Consider the following 18,212-nt stretch of genomic DNA (forward strand, 5'->3'; position numbering starts at 1 on the left):
GGCGAACAGCGCCGGAGGGCGGCACCGGCGGACGACGGCGCCGGCCGCGGCCCGCCGGGGCGGGACCGCGGCCGGCGGGGCCCGTGCAGGACGTCGCCGCGGCAGCGCTCAGCCGCGGCGGGGGTCCTCCGCGCCGGTGCCGGTGCGCTCGGTGCCGTCGACGCCGTCGATCGGCCCGTCCACCTCGACCCGCTCCTTGCGCACGGTCTCCTCGACGACCTCGGTGCGCTCGGTGCTGCGCACCACGAGACGGACCCGCTCGTAGGGCACGCGCACGGTGCGGACCACCGGCACCTCCCGGTAGAGGATCACCTCGTCCTCGCCCACGGGCAGCTCCTGGCCGTCCAGGAACGCCTGGCGCTCCTCCTCGGTGATCGGGGTGCGCACCTCCTCGACGTCCTCCACGGCCAGCGACTGCTCGGCGCGCACGGGCTCCTCGGCCACGTACTTGCGCAGCCGGGCCCTGCCGGTCTCCACCCGCTCGGTGCCCACGTCCAGGCGCTCCTCGTGGCGGACCACGGCCGCGGTGTCCTCCCCCGTCGCGGCGGGCCCGCGCTCCGCGGGCGCGGGCCCGCCCGCGTCCTGCCCGTCCGCGCCGTGACCCGTCAGGTCCTGCCCGCGCGCCTCCTGCTCGTGCCCGGCCGGGGCGTGCCCGGTGACGGCGGCGTCCCGGCCGGTCCCGCCGGCGGTCTCCCGGTCGGCGGCCTCCCGGTCGAAGGCCTCCTGGTCGAAGGCCTCGTCGGCCCCGCGCCCCGGCACGGCCCGGTCGCCGCGCCCGCCGACGCTCTCGTGCCGGTCCCCGGCCGTGGCGTCGGGACCGGAGAGGGACTCCCCCGGTGCGCGGACGTCCGAGGTCCCGCCGGCGGCGTCGCCGTGGCGGGCGGCGTCGTCGTCGCCCGCGTCGATGTTGTAGGCCGGGGCCCCGCCGCGGGGGTCGCGGGTGTCGGTGGCCCCGGTGGTGGGGTCGCCGCCGACGTCGCCGTCCTCGCGGCCGTAGGCGTTGTGGTCCCACAGCTCGGTGGCCGAGCTGGGCGCGTGGCGCTCCACCCCGGTGTCGTCGGCGTCGGCGCGGGGACCGGACGCCCGGTCCGCGGGCTCCCCGCCGGCGGTCTCCCGGCCGGCGGACTCCTGGTCGTACGGGCGGTCCTCGGAGGTGGACATCGTGGGCTCCCCTCGGGTCGACGGTGGTGCCGCGAACGCTATCAGCCTGCTGAGCGCTCCGACAGCCGCTCTCCGGGGGACGGGCGGGCGCGGCCCCCGGCGCGCGCCCTTGTCGGACCCCACCGGCGGTGCCAGTATCGATGCATGGGAACGTGGACGATCAGCGCGGCGGCCGGCACGGCCCGGGCCACCGCCGAGGCGTGGGAGCACGGGGTCACCGCCGCCGGCGCCGTGGTCGTCGTGCTCATGGTCGCGGCGGCCGTCTCGCTGCTGCGCACCCCGGGCCAGGACCCGGTCCTGCGCCTGCTGTGGCTGCTGGTCGTCCTGGCGTTCCCGGTGGTCGGCGCGGCCCTGTGGTTCGCGCTCGGCCGGCGCGCGCCCCGCCCCGCCTAGCACGGCACCGCCGCACCCGGCGGAGGCCCCGGTCGAGACAAGGAGACCCGCATGAGCTACCCGCAGGACGGGCACGGTTTCTTCACCCGGGCCCTGGACGCCGAGGACCGCGGCCGGCTGGACGAGGCGGAGACCGCCTACCAGCAGGCCATCGTGCTCTTCGAGGAGGAGGGGGACGCCGAGCAGGAGCAGGCGGCCTGCCACTACAACCTCGGGCACCTGTACCTGGGGATGAACCGCCCCGGGCGCGCGGTGACCGCCTACGAGCGGGCGCTGCAGCTGTTCCGCCGCTCCTCCGGCAGCGGCCGCCACCAGGCCCGCACGCACCTGATCCTCGGCAGCCTGCTGCTCGAGATGGAGCGCCACCGCGAGGCCGAGGAGCACCTGCTCGACGCCCTGGGCCAGTACCTGGACGCACCGCACGAGCCCGTGGACCAGGCCCAGTGCCACGTCAACCTCGGCCGCGTCTACGAGCAGGGCGCGCGGACCTCGCAGGCGGTGACCGCGTACAACCGCGCGCTGGACTTCTACCAGGAGGCCGAGGACACCGCCGCCGAGCAGGCCGAGTGCTTCACGGCCCTGGGCCGCCTGCACGAGGCGGCTGGCCGGATGCTGGAGTCCGGCTCCGCCTACGCCGCCGCGGCGCGCATGCGCCGGGCGGCGGGCCGCCCGCCCCTGGACGAGGACCCCGCGGAGGAGCTCGCGCAGGACGAGGAGCGCCCGGCGGACCGGGAGCCGCCCGGCGGGGCGGACGCCGCCCGGGGCACAGGTCTCGTCGAGGGGGAGGACCGCCCGTGAGCTCGCGCCTGGTCTACGGCTGCATGACCATCGGCGGGTCCTGGGACGCGGACCCGCTGGACGCCGCGACGGTCGAGCGTGCCCACCGGGCCGTGCGGGCCGCCCTCGAGGCCGGGATCACCGACTTCGACCACGCCGACATCTACGCCCACGGCAAGTCCGAGGAGGTCTTCGGCCTGCTCCTGGAGGAGGACCCCGAGCTGCGCCGCACGGCGGTGGTGCAGACCAAGTGCGGGGTGCGCCTGCCGGGCAACACCGCGGCCCCCGGGGCGCCGGTGCACTACCGGCTGGACCGGGACACGCTCCGCCGCAGCCTCGAGGGCTCCCTGCGCCGGCTGCGCACGGACTCGGTGGAGCGGTTCGTGCTGCACCGCCCGGACCCGCTGGCCGACCCGCAGGAGGTCGCCGCGGCCCTCGACGAGCTGCGGCGGGAGGGGCTGATCCGCTCGGTGGGCCTGTCCAACATGTCGCTGCGCCAGGTCTGCCTCTACCAGCAGCTGCTCTCGACCCCCGTCACCGCCCTGCAGCTGGAGCTGAGCCTGCGCCACCGGGGCTTCGTGGAGCAGCAGATCCTCGTCAACCAGGACGAGGCCTCCGAGCACCCGTTCCCGGAGGGCACCCTCGAGTACTGCACGGGCAACGGCATCGAGGTCCAGGCTTGGGGCGCGCTGGCCCGGGGGCTCTACACGGGCGCGCCCGTCCCGGCCGAGGACCACCGCGCCGCGGCCACCGCGGAGCTGGTGCACGCGATGGCGGCGGAGCTCGGGGTCTCCGGCGAGGCGGTCGTGCTGGCCTGGCTGATGCGCCACCCCGGCGGGATCCGCCCCGTGGTCGGCACGACCGACCCGGGCCGGATCGCGGCGTGCGCGGCGGCGGAGGAGCTCGCGGCCCGGATGGACCACGAGCAGTGGTACGCGCTGCTCACCGCCGCCCGCGGGGAGCCCGTGCCCTGAGCCGCCCCGGGCGTGTCCGTTGCGCCGGGCACGGCGGCACCGTAGCTTCGGTCCCGGACGCGCGGCCCGCCCCGGGCCCGCCCGGAGGACCTCGGAGGCCAGCGATGCCCGGACACGACCACGCCGTCCCCGGACGCGGGCCGTCCCTGGCGACGATCGCCCCCGGCGACCTCGTGACCGTGCGCGGCGAGACCCGCGTGCACGAGGGCGAGATCCTGCTGCGGGAGGGCGGGGACTCGTGGCAGGAGCTGCACCTGGCCGGCACCCCGGAGCGCTACCTCGGCGTGGTCTGGGACCCCGAGCCCGAGCTGACCCTGTGGACAACCGCCGACCTGCCGGGCGTCGTCCCCGGCGCCCGGGACCTCGAGCTCGGCGGGCGGCGCTACCGCCGCCGGGAGCAGGGCAGCGCCGGCTTCCGCGCGACCGGGATCCCCGGGCTGCCCGCGCACGGGATCTGCGAGTACGTCGACTACGCGGCCGCGGACGGCGCCCTGCTCTCCTTCGAGCGGTTCCCCGGCGGCGGCTGGGAGGCCTCCACGGGCGAGCGGCTGCACCCCTCCGAGGTGCGCGTCGAGCGCGGGGAGCGCCGGTGGTGAGCACCGCCGCGCCCGCGGAGCCCGTCCTGCTCTCCGGGGCCCCGTTCCTCGACACCTCCCCCGACGACCTGGTCTTCGGCACCGACGCGCCCCGGCTGCCCGCCCTCGCGGTGCACCGGTCCCGGCCCGCGGGGCAGCCGGGCACGGCGCTGGAGCTGCGCGTGCTCGGGGCCTCCCACCAGCTCGTGCTCGAGCGCGCGGGCACCCCCTGGATCGAGACGCTGGCCTGCCGGCCGGGCCGCCGCCCGCACCTGCCCGGCCGGCACCGCGAGCCGGCCCCCGCCCCGTTCGCCCGCGACTACGAGGCCGCCTGCACGGTCACGGCCCACGACCGCGGCGGGCTCGCCGCGGCGGTCGAGGACCTGCTCGCGGACTGCGCCGCGGCGCCCCACGGACTCGTGGTCCGCTTCGCCGGGGACCCCCTGGCCCTCACGGGGGTGTGCGCCGACGACGACGGCGGGACCCTGCGCTGGCGGACCTGGCACGTCTACCCGCAGTGCGGGCGCGTGGTGCGCACCCGCTCCGCGCTGCGCCTGCTCCCGGAGGACCCCGCATGAGCTCCCCGCCCGGCTTCCGCCCGGACCCCTCCGGCTACGGCCACGTCCCCGACCCGGGCTCCTCGCCCCGCAAGCGGTGGGGCCGGCGGATCCTGCTGGCCGTCGCCGGGGTCGTGATGGTGCTCGCGCTGCTGGCCGCGTGCGCCGGCGGCAGCCGCGCCGACTGCCGCGAGGACTACCGGGAGGACTACCGCGCCAAGCACGCCGCGGAGCCGACCCGGGCACAGGTGGACTCCGCGTGCGGGCGCTCCGGCGCCGGGGGCGGCTGGTTCTTCCTGGGCGGTGGCTCCCGCAGCAGCGGCAGCGACTACCGCGGCGGGTCCTTCGGCGCCGGCAAGTGACCGCGGCCCCTCCCCCTCCCCCCGACCGACGACGCACACGACGGAGACGAGCATGGACACGGTGATCTACGAGGTCGGCGCGGCCGCCGCCTACGGGCTGGTGGGCCTGGCCCTGATGGCGCTGGGCTACCTGGTGGTGGACCTGCTGACGCCGGGGAGGCTGCACTCCCTGATCTGGACCGACCGCAACCGGGGGTCGGTGGTGGTGCTGTCCTCCTCCGTGCTCGCGGTCGCGGTCGTGGTGCGCCAGGCCATCCTGGCCAGCGAGGACGGGCTCGCGGCGGGGCTCGTCTCGACCGGGCTCTACGGGCTCGTGGGCCTGGCGCTCATGGCGCTGTCCTTCCTGGTCCTCGACGCCCTGACCCCCGGGAGGCTGGGCGAGCTGGTGACCGACGAGCGGCTGCACCCGGCGGTGTGGGTGACCGCGGCCGTGCACCTGTCGGTGGGCTTCGTGGTCGCCGCCGCGATCTCCTGACCGGTGGCCGTCCCCCTCGGCACGACCGCCGGGGCCGCAGGCCCGGCCCTGTCCCTGCCGGTGCGCCCCGGACCGGCCCGGTTCCTCGTGCTCCTGGGCGTGTTCGTGTGCGCGGCGTGCGGCATGGTCTACGAGCTCGCCCTCGTGGCACTGGGCAGCTACCTCATGGGCAGCACCGTGGTCCAGGCCTCGGTGGTGCTCTCCGTGATGGTCTTCGCCATGGGCCTCGGGGCGCTGGCCTCCAAGCCGCTGAACCGGTGGCCGGCGCTGTCCTTCGCCGCCGTCGAGGCGGCCCTGTCCCTCCTGGGCGGGCTGTCGGTGCTGGTGCTCTACGCGGCGTTCGCGTGGCTGCGGGCCGGGCTCGCCGCGAGCGCCGGCACGGCCTTCGTGATCGGGCTGCTGATCGGCGCGGAGATCCCGCTGCTGATGAGCCTGCTGCAGCAGATCCGGCGCCAGGCCGCCCCGGACGCGGTCGCGGACATGTTCGCCGCGGACTACGTCGGGGCGCTGCTGGGCGGGCTCGCGTTCCCGTTCCTGCTCCTGCCGACGCTGGGGCTGCTGCGCGGGACCGTGGCGGTGGGGGCCATCAACGCCCTCGTGGGCGTGGCCGTGACCGTGTGGCTGTTCCGGGCCTCGCTCCCCCGGCGGGCCCGGGCGGTCCTGGCCGGGGTGCTGGCCGTCCTGCTCGCGGTGCTCGGGGGCGCGTTCTGGCTGGCGGACCGGTTCGAGGTCACGGCCCGCCAGCAGCTCTACGCGGAGCCGATCGTGCTCCAGCAGCGCAGCGACTACCAGGAGATCGTGCTCACCAGCGCGGTCTCCTACGACGACGAGCGGCTCTACCTGGACGGCAACCTGCAGTTCTCCTCCGCCGACGAGCACCGCTACCACGAGGCCCTCGTCCACCCGGCGATGGCCGGGCCCCGCGAGCGGGTGCTCGTGCTCGGCGGCGGGGACGGGCTGGCCGTGCGGGAGATCCTGCGCTACGACGACGTCGGCTCCGTCACCCTCGTGGACCTCGACCCGGCCGTCACGGAGCTGGCCCGCACGGAGCCGCGGCTGACCCGGCTCAACGGCGGCTCCCTGGAGGACCCGCGGGTGGAGCTCGTGCACGCCGACGCGTTCGCGTGGCTGCGGGACCGGGCGGCGGCGGGGGCCTACGACGTCGTCGTCGCGGACCTGCCCGACCCCGACTCGGAGGCCACGGCGAAGCTGTACTCGCAGGAGATGTACGGGCTCGCCGAGCGGGCGCTGGCCCCGGGCGGGCGGCTCGTGGTCCAGGCCGGGTCCCCGTACTTCGCCCCGGACGCCTTCTGGTGCGTGGGGGCGACGGTCGGGGCCGCGGGCCTGGCCGCGACGCCGTACCACGTGGACGTGCCCAGCTTCGGCGACTGGGGCTTCTTCCTGGCCGTGGCGGACGGGCAGGCGCCCCGCCCCCGCCTGGCCGGGGAGGCCCCGCCGCTGCGCTTCCTCACGGACGAGGTGCTCGCGGCCGCCGCGGTGTTCCCGCCGGACCGCGGCCCGCGGCCCACGGAGGTCTCGACGCTGCTGGAGCCCGTGGTCATGGACTACCAGCGGCAGGGGTGGAAGAGCTACTGAGCCGCGCGGGTGCGGCTCAGCGGAAGACCGGGTCCCCGGCGTAGGGGGCCAGCACCGCCTGCTGCTCGGGGGAGATCCGCAGGACCGTGCCGGTGGCGGGGACGAAGAACGCCAGGGAGGTCTCGGCGCGCACGCACACCCGGCGGGTCACGACGTCGGTGATCTCGAAGCCCAGCACGAGCGCCCCGCCGCGGGCCGCGACGACCCACACCCGCACCTCGACGGGGGTGTTGCGGTACTCCAGGGCCCGCAGGTACTTGATCCGGTGCTCGCTGATCAGCGCCTGGGTGCCCTCGGGAAGCTCCGAGAAGAACGGGATCAGCGGCGGCTCGACCTGGTCGCCGGTGCCCACGGGCACGCCGAGGGCCGCGATCCGGGCCTCCTCGAGCAGCCGCACGACCTCCACGTTGTTGACGTGGCCGTACGGGTCCATGTCCCCCCAGCGCATCGGCACCCGGCACAGCACGCCCGCTCCGGCGGTCCTGGTCATGGCACGCTCCTCCCACCCGTCCGCACCCGGGACGCCCCCGTCGGGCGGCCCGGTCGCGCCCAGCCTAGTGCCGTCCCGCGCCGCGGGCGGGCTGGCTCCCGCGCGCGGGGGCGCTCCGGGGCCGGCCAGGCGCCCCCGGCGCCCTGCGGGGGCGCCTGCTACCCTCGTCGCCCGTGGAACCGACCGCCCCGCGCACCCCGACCGCCACGGCCCCCGCGGCCCTCCCGGACCGCACCGGGGGCCCGGGCAGCTCCCCCGTGCTGCGCCGCGACATCCAGGCCCTGCGGGCGCTCGCGGTGCTGCTCGTGGTGGTCGACCACTTCTGGCCCTCGGGCCTGCTGGCCGGCGGCTACGTGGGGGTCGACCTGTTCTTCGTCGTCTCCGGCTACCTGATCACGGGCCACCTCGTCCGGGAGCTGACCGGCACGGGCCGGGTCGCGCTGGGCCGCTTCTACGCCCGCCGCGCCCTGCGCCTGCTGCCCGCGGCGGCGCTGGTCACGGTCGTCTCCGCGGTCCTCGTGGCCCTGTGGCTGCCGCAGGGGGCCTGGACGCGCACCGCGGTCGAGGGGGCGGGCAGCGCCCTCTACGTCCAGAACTGGCTCATGGCGCTGAGCACCCTCTCCGAGGCCGCCGCCGCGGCGGGGCCCACCCCGTTCCAGCACTACTGGTCGCTGTCGGTCGAGGAGCAGTTCTACCTGCTGTGGCCGGGCCTGCTGCTGGCCGTGGCCGCCGGCGCGGTGCGCACCGGCCGCGGCGACCCGCGCCGGCGCCTGCTCGTGGCCGTGACCGCGGTCAGCGCCGTGAGCTTCGCCGTGGGCGTGGTGCACACGGAGCTCTCGAGCCAGACGGCGTACTTCGCCACGTGGACGCGGGTGTGGGAGTTCGGGGTGGGAGCCCTCGTGGCCCTGGGCGCCGGGGTGCCCCGGGGGCCGCGCACGGCCCGTGCCGCCGTGGCGGCGGGCTGGGCGGGCGTGGCCGCCTGCGCGGTGCTCTACCGCGGGGTGGAGTTCCCCGGCGTGGGGGCGCTCGTGCCGGTGCTCGCGGCCGCGGCGATCCTCGCCGGCGGGCAGGCCGCGGACCGGACCGGCCTCGAGCTCCTCACCGACCGGCGGGTCGTCCAGGGCATCGGCAACGCCTCCTACTCGGTCTACCTGTGGCACTGGCCGCTCGTGCTGGTCCTGCCCCACGCGCTGGGCCGTGAGCCGGGCCACGCGGAGCGGGCGCTGCTCGTGCTCGGGGTGCTGCTGCTCGCCGCCGCGACCCGCCGGTGGGTGGAGCTGCCCGGCACCCGGTGGCGCGCGCCGCGGACCCGGCCCGCCCGGGCGGCGGCCGTCGCCGCGGCGCTCACCGCCGCGCCCGTGGCTGCGTGCCTGGCCCTGGGCGCCGCCGCGGGCTGGTCGCCGCTCGCGCCCTGAGGCGTCCCGCCCGCGCGGGGCGCTCAGCCCCCGCGGTCGGCGAGGTCGCGGGCCCACTCGAGGGCCGCCCGCCCGGCGGGCGCGGTGTGGGCGTCGTCGCGGCCCGAGAGCACGTCGGCGGCGGAGGGCCGGGGCTCCCCGGGCCGGCGCGGCCGGTGCGGCTGGGCGAGCTCGGCGATCCACGGCTCGGGCTCCACGCCGCGGTGGGCGTCCGCCGCCAGCCGGGCGCGGGCGGCGGCCTGGGTCAGCGGGTCCACGGGATCGGTCATGGTCCCAGTCTTCCCCGGCGGCACCCCCCTCGGGAAGACTGAGGACGTGCCCGACCTCCAGTGCCCCGCCGTGGCCGTCCTCCTCGACGACGACGGGCCCGCCCCGCCCTGGCTGGAGCGGCTGCGCGTCGCGGAGCGCTTCACGGCCCGGGAGGCCGGGCAGGTGAGCGCCCTCGTCGAGGACGGCGCCGACCTCTTCCGCGGCGAGACGTTCGTGGTCGCGGCCCCCGCCGCCGAGATCGCGGCGGCGCTGCGGCGGCGCGGGATGGCCGGCGCGGCGCCCGTCGTCGTCGAGGTCGACTCCTCCGGGTGGCGCCGGGTCCCCGCCCCCTGACCGGTGGCCCGCACCGGCCCCCCGCGGCCGGTGCCGCTTGTGCTGTCCGAGCCGCCGCCTAGTGTTCCCGCAGGTGGCGCCCGTCCGGGCCCCGCCGTGCCCGGACGTGCGAAGGAGAAGGCGCCGAGATGATGGGACCGAGCCACGCGGCCTGCGGGGCGGCCGCGTGGGTGGCGCTGACCGCCGACTACCAGGTGGGCCTGCACGGGCTCGTGCTGCCCATCGGCTGGGGGCTCGTCGACGTCGGCCACGCCGGGGTGCTCACCGGCGCCCTGGTCACCGCCGGGGCGGCGCTGCTGCCCGACCTCGACCACCCGGGCGGGACCGTGTCCCGCTCCCTCCCGCCGGTCACGACCGGCCTGGCCCGCCTCGTGTGCCGGATCTCCGGCGGCCACCGGCGCGGGACCCACTCGCTGCTGGGCGTCGCCGCGTTCACCGGCCTGGCGGCCGCGGCCCAGAAGGTCGGGATCCCCGTGGAGGGACTGGGCTGGGTCTGGCCGCTCGCGGCGGTCATGTCCGTGCTGCTCATCGCGTTCGCCGTGAAGGTCCTCGCCTTCGTCCCGGACCGGGTCGCGAAGCTGAACTGGGCGGTGGGCATCGGGCTCGGCGTCGCCGTCGGGCTCTGGCCGCCGGCGCACGAGTGGTGGTTCCCGCTGGCTGTGGGCACGGGCGTGGTCGTGCACCTGCTCGGCGACCTGCTGACCACGCGCGGGATCCACCTGCTCTACCCGCTGCGCGCGCCCCTGCCGCTGCCCCGGATCCTCTACCGCAACCGGGAGTTCGTGGCCGTGCCCCTGCTCGGCAACGCGGGCTCCCTGCCCGAGCTGCTGCTGCTGGCGCCGGTGACGCTGTTCGCCCTCGGCGGGCTCGTCGCCGCGCTCGCCCTCGCGACCGGCTTCACGGTCGCCTGAGGGCTCCTCCCGCGCGCTCCTGCTCCTGCTCCTGCCGGCGGATCTTCTCCCCCTGCTCCGCGCGCTCCTTGCGGATCAGCTCGAGGGTCCGGACCAGCCGCGGCAGGGTGATGATGACCAGCCCGCCCAGCATGTTCAGCGGGATCACCCACAGGAACCACACGAACCAGTCCGTGTAGGAGATCGCCGCCCCCTGGTGCATGGCGCCGAAGACCACGATCGAGTTCAGGGCGCCGTGGAGCATCCCGAGGCCCACCACGAGCAGGCCGCTGATCAGCGAGATCAGGGCGGTCACGACGTCGTTGCCGGTGCCCTGGCTCATCCGGGTGCTCAGCGTGATCGTGCTGCCGGCCAGGACCGCGAGCGCGGCGGTCTCGAGGGTCAGCCCGTCCTCGAGGTAGCCGAGGGAGACCTCGAGGAGCAGCTGCTCGAACTGGGGGAAGGCCGCGGCGACCACCCACATGAACAGCCAGCCGCCGGCGAGGTTGGTCACGAGCGTCACGGCCCACAGCCGGACCAGCTGCAGCCACGTGCCGTGGCGGGCGACCACGGCGTTGATGGGGATGAGGAAGTCCTCGGTGAACAGCTCGGAGTGGGCCAGGCGCAGGGCGAACAGGCCGATGCCGAACGCCATCCCGGCCAGCAGCTCGGAGCCGGTGGCCTCCTTGACGGCCAGCATCGCCATGATGCCGAGCCCCACGTCGATGCCGCCGAACAGGCCGGTGATGACCAGGGCCCGCCACGTGCGGTTGAGCCGGTCGGCGCCCTCCGTGACGGTGTTCTCGAACTCCTCGACGAGCTCGTCCTCGACCGGCTCGTCGGAGCGGCCCAGCTCCTTGCGCTTGTCCTCGGTCTGCCGGTGGTCCGGTTCCATGCCCGCTCCCCTGCTCGTGGCGTGCCCCCGCTGCGGGGGTGCGGCAAGCCTACTGACCGCCGCGCGGAACCCCCGCCGGCAGGCGATTGGCCAATCCGGGCCGGATGCGGTTAGGATTGTCGTCGTTGCCCGCGGCGAGCCCGCCGGGGACGACGAGCGCGAGTGGCGGAATAGGCAGACGCGCACGGTTCAGGTCCGTGTGCCCGAGAGGGCGTGGGGGTTCAACTCCCCCCTCGCGCACCGCGAAGGACGGAAGGCCGGTCCCGGAGGAATCCGGGGCCGGCCTTCCGCGCATCCGGCGACGGGGCGCCGGTGGCAGACTGGTCCCGTGCGAGAGCTCGTCGTGCTGGGCACCGCGTCCCAGGCCCCCACCCGGACCCGCAACCACAACGGCCTCCTGCTGCGGTGGGACGGGCGCGGCCTGCTGTTCGACCCCGGCGAGGGCACGCAGCGCCAGCTCGTCCACGCCGGCGTCGCGGCCTCGCGGATCGAGCGCATCTGCCTCACCCACGTGCACGGCGACCACTGCTACGGGCTGCCCGGGGTGCTCTCCCGGATGGTGCTCGACGGCGTCGAGCACCCCGTGCACCTGCACTACCCCGCGACCGGCGAGGACGTGGTGCGCGCGCTCGTCTCGGTCGCCACGCCCGGCCTCGACCTGCGCCTGCACCCCCACGGCGGGCCCGGCCCGGTCGCCGAGGACCTCGAGGTGCGCCCGCTGGACCACCGGGTCGAGACCTACGGCTACCGCCTGGCCGAGCCGGCCGGCCGCACGCTGCTGCCCGACCGGCTGGCCGCGGCGGGGATCGCGGGCCCGGACGTCGGGCGGCTGCAGCGGGAGGGGAGCCTGCGCGGCACGGCCCTGGCCGACGTCAGCGTCCCCCGGCCCGGCCGGCGCTTCGCCCTCGTCATGGACACCGCCCCGTGCGCGGGTGCGGAGGAGCTCGCCGAGGACGCGGACCTGCTGGTGGCCGAGTGCACCTACGCCGACGACGACGCCGGCCTCGCCGCGCGCCACCGTCACCTCACGGCGGGCCAGGCCGGAGCGCTGGCCGCCGCCGGCGGGGCCCGCACGCTCGTGCTCACCCACTTCTCGGCCCGCTACGAGGACCTCGCCCCGCTGGCCGCGCAGGCGCGGGCGGCGGCCGGGGGCGCCGCGGTGCACGCCGCCGAGGACCTGGACCGGTTCGCCCTGCCCCGGCGGCGCGCGCCCCGGGCTCAGCCGACCGGGACCACCCCGGCGCAGTCGGTCCGGTAGCCGGTGACCGGGGCGTGCGGGATCTCGTCCCAGCGCTCCGGGTCCTCCTGCTGGACCTCCCCGGTGGCCAGGCCCAGGAGCAGCTCCTTCACCGCGAGCACGTTCTGCCGCACGCTCCTGCCGCGGGCCTTCCGGCCGAGGCCGCCCTCCGCGGTGCTGCCCGAGGTCTCGAAGAACACCACCGGGTGGGAGCGGCCCTCCGGGTCGAACCCGTCGTGGTCGAGGCCGAGCATCATCGCCGAGACGGCCCCGCCCCTGATGCCGGTCTCGGCGCCGTCCGGGTCGTACACGGGGATCACGTGCGGTCCTCCTGGGGGACGACAGGGGCGCCGGCCGGGGGCGCGCGACGGACGTGATGCTGGTCATGATCGCGAACGCGCGTCAGCGGGGCGGGGTGGATCCTGGGAGTACTGCTCGGTAGGCGATCTCGCGGGGCCCGACCGTCCAGGGGCGGGCGCGGGCGGGCCGGCCGTCCGGGGCACGGCCCGTCGTCGTCGCGCCCCCGGCCGTCCTAGACTGGTCGACTGTGAGAGCACTGCTGCTGGAGAACATCCACCCCGAAGCCGAACGGATCCTGCGCGAGAAGGGGATCGAGGTCGAGACCCGCAAGGGCGCACTGGACACCGCGGAGCTGATCGACGCCCTCGAGGGCGTCGAGCTGCTGGGCATCCGGTCGAAGACGCACGTGACCCGGGAGGTGCTCGCCGCCCACCCGCAGCTGCTGGCGGTCGGGGCGTTCTGCATCGGCACCAACCAGATCGACCTCGCCGCCGCCACGGAGCACGCGGTGACCTGCTTCAACGCCCCGTACTCCAACACCCGCTCGGTGGTGGAGCTGGCGATCGCCGAGATCATCTCGATGGCCCGCCACCTCACGGACAAGAACGCGGCGATGCACGAGGGCGTGTGGGACAAGTCCGCCAAGGGCGCCCACGAGGTCCGCGGCCGCACCCTCGGCATCGTGGGCTACGGCAACATCGGCTCCCAGCTGTCCGTGCTCGCCGAGCAGCTGGGCATGCACGTCTACTACTACGACGTCGTCGACCGCCTGCCCCTGGGCAACGCCCAGCGCTGCGACTCCCTCGAGGAGCTGCTCGAGAAGGTCGAGACCGTCTCCCTGCACGTGGACGGGCGCACGAGCAACAACAACCTCTTCGGGCGGGAGCAGTTCGAGCGGATGCGCCCGCGCTCGCTGTTCCTGAACCTGTGCCGCGGGATGGTCGTGGACTACAACGCGCTGCGCGACGCCCTGGTCTCCGGGCACATCGCCGGGGCCTCCGTCGACGTCTTCCCCAACGAGCCCAAGGCCGCCGGGGACCCCTTCGAGTCCGTCCTGCAGGGGCTGCCCAACGTCATCCTCACCCCGCACATCGGCGGCTCGACCCAGGAGGCGCAGGTCGACATCGGCCGGTTCGTCGCCGGCAAGCTCGCCTCGTTCGTGGCCGCCGGGTCGACCACCCTGTCCGTGAACATGCCGCAGGTCCAGCTCGCCTCGGCCGTGCGCGGCACCCGCCTGCTGCACCTGCACCGCAACGTCCCGGGCGTGCTCGCGACCGTCAACAGCGTCCTGGGCGACCACGGGATCAACATCGACGGCCAGCAGCTGTCCACCCGCGGGGACACCGGCTACCTCGTCACCGACGCCGCCAACGGCGTGACCGCCGAGGTCATCGAGGAGATCCTCGCCCTGCCCGCCACGATCCGGCTGTCCACGATCGACTGAGCGGTCCCCGGCCTCCGTCGGAGGCCGGTGGCACAATGACGGCATGAGCGGCGTCCCCGAGCACCCGCCCACCCACGGCGCCGGCGCCTACGGCGCGGTCGTGCTGGCCCCGGCCGCGCCCGGCGGGACCTCCGCACGGCGGCACGCCCGCGAGGCCGCGGCCCTGTTCGCCCGGCTGCGCGCCGACGGGGTGCTGACCGGGCTGGTCGGCCCGGGGACGGGGTTCCCGGGGCCCGCCGACGTCGTGGTGCCCGCCGGGGCCGCGGACGGCGCCGACCTGCTGACCGCTGCCCGGCTGCTGTGCGTGGAGCCCGAGCACATCGCGGTCGTCACCGACAGCCCCCGCCTGGTGCGCGCCGCGGTGGCCTGCGGCTTCGGCCTGGTCGCCGGGCTCGACGGCGTCTCCGGGGGCCGGCTGCGCGCCGCCGGGGCGCACCTGGTCATCGACCGCCTCGACGCCCTCGAGGTGCCCCTGCCGTCCGCCCCCGGCGGCCCGCCGTGGGGCGGGGGCCACGGCGGGCACAGCGCCTGGAACCTGCGCCACGACGGCCTGGACCCCGCCCGGGAGGGCACGCGCGAGGCGCTGTGCACCCTCGGCAACGGCTACCTGGCCACCCGCGGCTCGGCGTGCGAGTTCCCCGCCGACGGCACGCACTGTCCCGGGACCTACCTCGCGGGCGTCTACAACCGGCTGCGCACCACCGTGGACGGCCGCACCCTCGAGCACGAGCACCTGGTCAACGCCCCCGACTGGACGCGCCTGCAGTACCGGACCGGGGACGGCCCCTGGTTCGCCCCCGCACCGGGGAACGTCCTGTCCTGGGAGCAGGACCTGGACCTGCGCACCGGGGTGCTGACCCGCCGGCTGCGCTTCCGCGACGGCGCCGGGCGCACCACCCGGGTGACGACCCGGCGGTTCGTGTCCATGGAGCGGCGGCACGTGGCCGCCCAGGACGCCGAGTTCGAGGCGGAGGACTGGTCCGGCGCCCTGACGGTGCGGACCCTGGTCGACGCCGGGGTCGCCAACCGCAACGTCCGCGACGACGCCGCGCTGGCCCACCACCACCTCGGGGACCCGCACTTCACCCGCCCCGCCCCGGGCGTGCTGCTCGCCGAGGTCCGCACCGGCCAGTCCGGCGTGGGCATCGCGGTCGCCGCCCGCACGACCACCGTGCCCGCGGCTCGCGCGGACCCGCAGCCGGACCCCGTGCGGCCCGGGCCGCGCGCGGCCGGCCACGAGTTGCGGCTGCGGCTCGCCCCGGGCCGCCCCGCGCGCGTCGGGACGGTCGTGGCCGTGACCACCTCGCACGACCGGGCCATCTCCACCCCGGCGCTCGCCGCGCTCGCCGAGCTGGAGCGCGCGGGCGGCGTCGACGAGCTGCTGGCCGAGCACCGCACCGCCTGGCAGTCGCTGTGGGCCGCGTTCGCCGTCTCCACCGGGGCCCGCGGCCGGCAGTCCCTCGCCCTCAACCTCAACACCTTCCACGTCCTGCAGACGGTGGCCGCCGCCGACCCCGACCTCGACGCGGGGGTGCCCGCCCGCGGCCTGCACGGGGAGGGCTACCGGGGGCACGTCTTCTGGGACGAGATGTTCGTCTACCCCATGCTGACCCTGCGCCGGCCCGAGTGGACGCGGGCGCTGCTGGCCTACCGCTACCGGCGGCTGCCGGCGGCCCGGGCGGCGGCCCGCGCCGCCGGCCACGAGGGGGCGATGTTCCCGTGGCGCAGCGGCAGCGACGGCCGGGAGGAGACCCCCTCGGCCCTGTTCAACCCGCGCAGCGGGCACTGGATGCCGGACAACTCCCGGCTGCAGCGCCACGTGGGCCTCGCGATCGCCCACAGCGTGTGGCAGTACTACCAGGCCACCGGCGACACCCGCTTCCTGATCGAGCAGGGCGCCGAGCTGGTGGTGGAGATCGCCCGGTTCTTCACCAGTCTCACGACCTACGACCCAGAGGCCGACCGCTGGGACATCGACGGCGTCATGGGCCCGGACGAGTACCACGACGGGCGCCCCGGGGCGCCCGGCAGCGGGCTGCGCAACAACGCCTACACCAACGTGATGACCGCCTGGCTGCTCACCCGGGCCGTGGAGATGGTCGCCCGCCTCGAGGAGCACTACTGCGGGCCGCTGTGGCAGCGGCTGGACCTCGGCGAGGACGAGGTGGCCCGCTGGGACCGGATCCGCACCCGTCTGCGCGTGCCCTTCCTCGCCGACGGCGTGATCGCCCAGTTCGAGGGCTACGAGCAGCTGGCGGAGTTCGACTGGGAGGCCTACCGCGCCCGCTACGGCAACATCGGCCGGCTCGACCTCATCCTCGAGGCCGAGGGCCGCTCCCCCAACGACCACCGCCTCACCAAGCAGGCCGACGTCCTCATGCTGCTCTACCTCTTCTCCGCCGAGGAGCTGCGCGAGCTGCTGGCCCGGATGGGCTACGCCTTCCCCGCCGAGGCCGTGCGGGCGACCGTCGAGCACTACACCGCCCGCTCCGCCCACGGCTCGACACTGTCCGGCGTGGTCCACTCGTGGGTCGAGGCCCGCCGGGACCGCCGCAGCTCCTGGGCCTACCTCACCCACGCCCTGGACAGCGACCTCGCGGACGTGCAGGGCGGCACCACCCGGGAGGGCGTGCACCTGGGGGCCATGGCGGGGTCCGTGGACATCCTCACCCGCTGCTACACCGGCCTGGAGCTGCGCGAGGACATGCTGTGGCTGCACCCGGTGATCCCCCCCGAGCTGCCCGAGGTCTCGTTCTCGCTCCTGTACCGGGGCCGGCCCGTCCAGCTCGAGCTCACCGGCGACGCCCTGCGGCTCTACCTCGGCCCGGGTCCGGCCGGGCCCCTGCGGCTGCGCCTCGACGACCGCGTGCACGAGCTGGCCCCGGGCCGGCTGCACGAGTTCCCGATCCGCTCCCCCGCGACCCCGCGGACCGACGCCCGCGCGGCCCCGGCCGCGACCGCCCCCGACCCGGAGCCGACCCCCCATGCCTGAGCACCGCACCCCCGCCGCGCAGCCCGTCCCCGCGGAGGACCCCGACCCCGGCGCCGGGAGTTCACCTGCCGCTCCCCCGCCGTTCGCCCCGCGCAAGACGGTGTTCGGCACCGCGGGCCCACCATGGGGGCAGCCGACCGCCCGACCGACCCCGGGAGCCGCCATGCCGCCGGAGACCGTCCTGCTCGACCGCCCCGCCCCGGGTGCCCCCGCCCCGGCGCCCGCCGCCCCCGAGGGGACCGCCGGCCCCCTCCTCGGGCCCGCCGCGGCACCGGCGCTGCACGTGATGAGCTACAACATCCGCTTCCACCACCGCGCCACCGCACCGGGGGACCCCGACCACTGGCCCGCCCGCGCCCCGCTGCTCGCGCGGCTGCTGCGGCAGGAGCAGCCGACCCTGCTCGGGGTGCAGGAGGCCCTGTTCCACCAGCTGCCCGTGCTGCGCCGGGCCCTGCCGGAGGGCTACGACATGATCGGCTACGGCCGCGCCGGCGGCAGCAAGGGCGAGTACTCCCCGGTCCTCTACGACGCCCGCCGCCTCGAGCTCGCCGAGTGGGACCAGTTCTGGCTCTCCGACACCCCGGAGCTCATCGGCTCGGCGACCTGGGGCAACGACGTCCCGCGCATCGTGGTCTGGGGCCGCTTCCTCGACCGGGCCACCGGCGCGGAGCTCGTGCTGGTCAACACCCACCTCGACCACCACTCGGAGCCCGCGCGGGACGCCGCCGCCGCCGCGGTGGCCGAGCTCGTGACCGGCTTCCCCCCGGGCACCCCCGTGCTCGTGACCGGGGACTTCAACGCCGTGGCCGGCGCCTCCGGCCCGTGGGCGCAGCTCGTGGACTCCGGGCTGCTCGTGGACACCTGGGCGGCGGCCCGGCAGCGGCTCACCCCGGCCTGGGGCACGTTCCCGGGCTACCTCGATCCCGTCGAGGACGGCCCGCGGATCGACTGGGTGCTCGCCGGCCCGGGGGTGCAGGTGCTGGCGGGGGCGGTCAACCCCGCCCGCTTCGGCGGGCGCTGGCCCAGCGACCACGCCCCCGTCCAGGCGCTGGTGCGCCTGGACCCCGCCTGAGCCC

General features: G+C 76.5%; 20 protein-coding genes and 1 tRNA gene. 16 read left to right on the forward strand and 5 right to left on the reverse strand.

All coding sequences use genetic code 11. The annotated features are described in order from the left end of the window. Nucleotides 1-108 precede the first annotated feature (108 nt). Nucleotides 109-1,161: a YsnF/AvaK domain-containing protein gene (locus LQU92_RS12415; protein ID WP_230781062.1), complete on the reverse strand. Its 1,053-nt coding sequence runs from the start codon at nt 1,159-1,161 to the stop codon at nt 109-111. Between the two features lie 144 nt (nt 1,162-1,305). Here LQU92_RS12415 and LQU92_RS12420 point away from each other — a divergent pair, with 144 nt between their 5' ends. The 8 genes from LQU92_RS12420 to LQU92_RS12455 all read left to right on the forward strand — a co-directional run bounded on the left by LQU92_RS12420 (nt 1,306) and on the right by LQU92_RS12455 (nt 6,870). After that, nucleotides 1,306-1,554, forward strand: coding sequence for a PLDc N-terminal domain-containing protein (locus tag LQU92_RS12420; RefSeq protein WP_101850836.1), 249 nt, complete (start codon nt 1,306-1,308; stop codon nt 1,552-1,554). A 51-nt stretch (nt 1,555-1,605) separates the two neighbouring features. Next, on the forward strand, nt 1,606-2,352 hold the full coding sequence (locus LQU92_RS12425) for a tetratricopeptide repeat protein (protein WP_230781064.1): 747 nt from the start codon (nt 1,606-1,608) through the stop codon (nt 2,350-2,352). Continuing rightward, nucleotides 2,349-3,305, forward strand: coding sequence for an aldo/keto reductase family oxidoreductase (locus LQU92_RS12430; RefSeq protein ID WP_230781066.1), 957 nt, complete (start codon nt 2,349-2,351; stop codon nt 3,303-3,305). The genes LQU92_RS12425 and LQU92_RS12430 overlap by 4 nt, the downstream gene beginning before the upstream one ends. Before the next feature lie 104 nt (nt 3,306-3,409). Beyond that, entirely contained in the window at nt 3,410-3,901 is a 492-nt protein-coding gene (locus LQU92_RS12435) for a DUF4178 domain-containing protein (RefSeq protein ID WP_101850839.1), read from the forward strand. Further along, the gene (locus LQU92_RS12440) at nt 3,898-4,458 is read left to right on the forward strand and encodes a DUF2617 family protein (RefSeq protein WP_230781067.1); all 561 of its coding nucleotides are present in this window, start codon (nt 3,898-3,900) and stop codon (nt 4,456-4,458) included. The genes LQU92_RS12435 and LQU92_RS12440 overlap by 4 nt, the downstream gene beginning before the upstream one ends. Then, complete coding sequence (locus LQU92_RS12445; RefSeq protein ID WP_101850841.1) at nt 4,455-4,799, forward strand: hypothetical protein; 345 nt, start codon at nt 4,455-4,457, stop codon at nt 4,797-4,799. Before LQU92_RS12440 ends, LQU92_RS12445 begins: the two co-directional genes overlap by 4 nt. 52 nt (nt 4,800-4,851) lie before the next feature. Beyond that, a complete protein-coding gene (locus LQU92_RS12450) occupies nt 4,852-5,274 on the forward strand; it encodes a DUF350 domain-containing protein (RefSeq protein WP_230781069.1) in 423 nt (140 codons plus the stop codon). A gap of 3 nt (nt 5,275-5,277) precedes the next feature. Further along, nucleotides 5,278-6,870 carry a polyamine aminopropyltransferase gene (locus tag LQU92_RS12455; RefSeq protein WP_230781070.1) on the forward strand — a complete coding sequence of 531 codons (1,593 nt, stop codon included), beginning with the start codon at nt 5,278-5,280 and terminating at the stop codon, nt 6,868-6,870. A 16-nt stretch (nt 6,871-6,886) separates the two neighbouring features. Here LQU92_RS12455 and LQU92_RS12460 read toward each other — a convergent pair whose 3' ends face one another. Further along, nucleotides 6,887-7,360, reverse strand: a complete 474-nt coding sequence (locus tag LQU92_RS12460; protein WP_230781071.1) for a thioesterase family protein — start codon at nt 7,358-7,360, stop codon at nt 6,887-6,889. Nucleotides 7,361-7,533: 173 nt separating this feature from the next. On the opposite strand from LQU92_RS12460, the gene LQU92_RS12465 reads away from it, so the two are divergent. Next, nucleotides 7,534-8,775 carry an acyltransferase gene (locus LQU92_RS12465; RefSeq protein WP_230781072.1) on the forward strand — a complete coding sequence of 414 codons (1,242 nt, stop codon included), beginning with the start codon at nt 7,534-7,536 and terminating at the stop codon, nt 8,773-8,775. Between the two features lie 23 nt (nt 8,776-8,798). Here the strand turns inward: LQU92_RS12465 and LQU92_RS12470 are convergent, their stop codons facing one another. Next, nucleotides 8,799-9,044 carry a hypothetical protein gene (locus tag LQU92_RS12470; protein WP_112254813.1) on the reverse strand — a complete coding sequence of 82 codons (246 nt, stop codon included), beginning with the start codon at nt 9,042-9,044 and terminating at the stop codon, nt 8,799-8,801. Between the two features lie 46 nt (nt 9,045-9,090). Here LQU92_RS12470 and LQU92_RS12475 point away from each other — a divergent pair, with 46 nt between their 5' ends. Both LQU92_RS12475 and LQU92_RS12480 read left to right on the forward strand, forming a co-directional pair. Beyond that, entirely contained in the window at nt 9,091-9,378 is a 288-nt protein-coding gene (locus tag LQU92_RS12475) for a hypothetical protein (RefSeq protein WP_058858005.1), read from the forward strand. Nucleotides 9,379-9,506: 128 nt separating this feature from the next. Then, a complete protein-coding gene (locus LQU92_RS12480) occupies nt 9,507-10,289 on the forward strand; it encodes a metal-dependent hydrolase (RefSeq protein WP_230781073.1) in 783 nt (260 codons plus the stop codon). On the opposite strand, the gene LQU92_RS12485 is transcribed toward LQU92_RS12480, so the two are convergent. Next, entirely contained in the window at nt 10,276-11,163 is an 888-nt protein-coding gene (locus LQU92_RS12485; protein ID WP_230781074.1) for a formate/nitrite transporter family protein, read from the reverse strand. The two genes, LQU92_RS12480 and LQU92_RS12485, sit on opposite strands and share 14 nt — an antisense overlap. Nucleotides 11,164-11,319: 156 nt before the next feature. On the opposite strand from LQU92_RS12485, the gene LQU92_RS12490 reads away from it, so the two are divergent. After that, nucleotides 11,320-11,403: transfer RNA gene (locus LQU92_RS12490), tRNA-Leu, on the forward strand. 88 nt (nt 11,404-11,491) lie between these two features. Beyond that, nucleotides 11,492-12,421 carry a ribonuclease Z gene (locus LQU92_RS12495; protein WP_230781075.1) on the forward strand — a complete coding sequence of 310 codons (930 nt, stop codon included), beginning with the start codon at nt 11,492-11,494 and terminating at the stop codon, nt 12,419-12,421. On the opposite strand, the gene LQU92_RS12500 is transcribed toward LQU92_RS12495, so the two are convergent. Beyond that, on the reverse strand, nt 12,382-12,720 hold the full coding sequence (locus tag LQU92_RS12500; protein ID WP_230781076.1) for a hypothetical protein: 339 nt from the start codon (nt 12,718-12,720) through the stop codon (nt 12,382-12,384). The two genes, LQU92_RS12495 and LQU92_RS12500, sit on opposite strands and share 40 nt — an antisense overlap. A gap of 227 nt (nt 12,721-12,947) precedes the next feature. On the opposite strand from LQU92_RS12500, the gene serA reads away from it, so the two are divergent. From serA to LQU92_RS12515, 3 genes are read left to right on the forward strand one after another with little or no spacing between them, the layout of a single operon-like run. After that, nucleotides 12,948-14,144, forward strand: a complete 1,197-nt coding sequence (gene serA / locus LQU92_RS12505; RefSeq protein WP_101850849.1) for a phosphoglycerate dehydrogenase — start codon at nt 12,948-12,950, stop codon at nt 14,142-14,144. A 43-nt stretch (nt 14,145-14,187) separates the two neighbouring features. Beyond that, nucleotides 14,188-17,136: a glycosyl hydrolase family 65 protein gene (locus LQU92_RS12510; RefSeq protein ID WP_230781078.1), complete on the forward strand. Its 2,949-nt coding sequence runs from the start codon at nt 14,188-14,190 to the stop codon at nt 17,134-17,136. Then, a complete protein-coding gene (locus tag LQU92_RS12515) occupies nt 17,129-18,208 on the forward strand; it encodes an endonuclease/exonuclease/phosphatase family protein (protein ID WP_305067884.1) in 1,080 nt (359 codons plus the stop codon). The genes LQU92_RS12510 and LQU92_RS12515 overlap by 8 nt, the downstream gene beginning before the upstream one ends. Nucleotides 18,209-18,212: the final 4 nt, after the last annotated feature.

Origin of the sequence: Kocuria sp. LUK, from assembly GCF_021012935.1 — a bacterium.
GTDB lineage: Bacteria > Actinomycetota > Actinomycetes > Actinomycetales > Micrococcaceae > Kocuria > Kocuria flava.